At 71.4% G+C, this 1,669-nt stretch carries 1 protein-coding gene; it reads right to left on the bottom strand.

What is annotated here, in order from left to right; all coding sequences use genetic code 11:
* A partial coding sequence (locus ACWC9T_RS41760) for a class I tRNA ligase family protein (RefSeq protein ID WP_449826242.1) occupies positions 1-1,669 on the bottom strand: 1,669 nt, incomplete at both ends.

Below are 1,669 nucleotides of genomic sequence, written 5' to 3'. Positions count from 1 at the left end.
CCAGCCCTCGCGCGGGGTCTCGGTGATGATGACCTCGTCGGGGGAGAGGGTGATCGTCTCGCCGTCCAGCTCGACGCTGGTCTGGCCGTTGGCGCGCAGTTCGGCGGCCAGGCGGGCGGCGTCGGTGGCGGCGACGGCCTTGGCGACGTCCTGCACGCCCTTGCCGAAGCGCTTGCCCAGCGCGCGGAAGTTGGCCTTGGCACTGGTGTCGACCAGCGAGCCGCCGCCCGCCCCGGACGGGGACGACGCAGCGAGGGACTCCAGGGTGGAGACGTTGAGTTCCTCGGCGATCTGCGCGCGCAGGTCGGCGGGCAGCTCCTCCCAGCCCTGGGCGGCGATCAGCGCGCGGGAGAGCGGCTGGCGGGTCTTCACGCCGGACTCGGCGCGGGTGGCCCGGCCGAGCTCGACCAGGCGGCGGACCAGCGTCATGTGCCGGGAGAGCTCGGTGTCGATCAGGGCCTCGTCGGCCTCCGGCCAGGTGGCCAGGTGCACCGAGGACGGGGCGTCCGGGGCGACCGGGACGACCAGGTCCTGCCAGACCCGCTCGGTGATGAACGGGGTGAGCGGGGCCATCAGGCGGGTGACCGTCTCCAGCGCCTCGTGCAGGGTGGCGAGCGCGGCGGCGTCACCCTGCCAGAAGCGGCGGCGGCCGCGGCGGACGTACCAGTTGGACAGGTCGTCGACGAAGCCGGAGAGCAGCTTGCCGGCGCGCTGGGTGTCGTACGCCTCGAAGGCGGCGTCGACCTCACGGACCAGGGTGTTCAGCTCGGAGAGCACCCAGCGGTCCAGCTGCGGGCGGTCGGCCGGGGCCGGGTCGCTCGCGGAGGGCGCCCAGTCGCAGGTGCGGGCGTACAGGGCCTGGAAGGCGACGGTGTTCCAGTAGGTGAGGAGGGTCTTGCGGACCACCTCCTGGATGGTGCCGTGACCGACCCGGCGGGCCGACCAGGGCGAGCCGCCGGCCGCCATGAACCAGCGCACGGCGTCGGCGCCGTGCTGGTCCATCAGCGGGATCGGCTGCAGGATGTTGCCCAGGTGCTTGGACATCTTGCGGCCGTCCTCGGCCAGGATGTGGCCCAGGCAGACGACGTTCTCGTAGCTGTTCTTGTCGAACACCAGGGTGCCGACCGCCATCAGCGTGTAGAACCAGCCGCGGGTCTGGTCGATCGCCTCGGAGATGAACTGCGCCGGGTAGCGCTTCTCGAACAGCTCCTTGTTCTGGTACGGGTAGCCGTACTGGGCGAACGGCATCGAGCCCGAGTCGTACCAGGCGTCGATCACCTCGGGCACGCGGGTGGCGGTGCCACCGCAGTCGCGGCAGGCGAAGGTGACCGCGTCGATGTACGGGCGGTGCGGGTCGAGGCCGCTCTGGTCGGTGCCGGTGAGCCCGGTCAGCTCGGCCAGCGAGCCGACGCAGGTGAGGTGGCCCTCCTCGCAGCGCCAGATCGGCAGCGGGGTGCCCCAGTAGCGGTTGCGGCTGAGCGCCCAGTCGATGTTGTTGTTCAGCCAGTCACCGAAGCGGCCGTGCTTGACCGTCTCCGGGAACCAGTTGGTGGCCTCGTTCTCGCGGATCAGCGCGTCCTTGACGGCGGTGGTCCGGATGTACCAGGACGGCTGCGCGTAGTAGAGCAGCGCGGTGTGGCAGCGCCAGCAGTGCGGGTAGCTGTGCTCG

This window comes from Kitasatospora sp. NPDC001159, from assembly GCF_053598235.1.
Note: the sequence above shows the minus strand (reverse complement) of the source record. Positions and strands in the feature narration are given on the sequence as shown.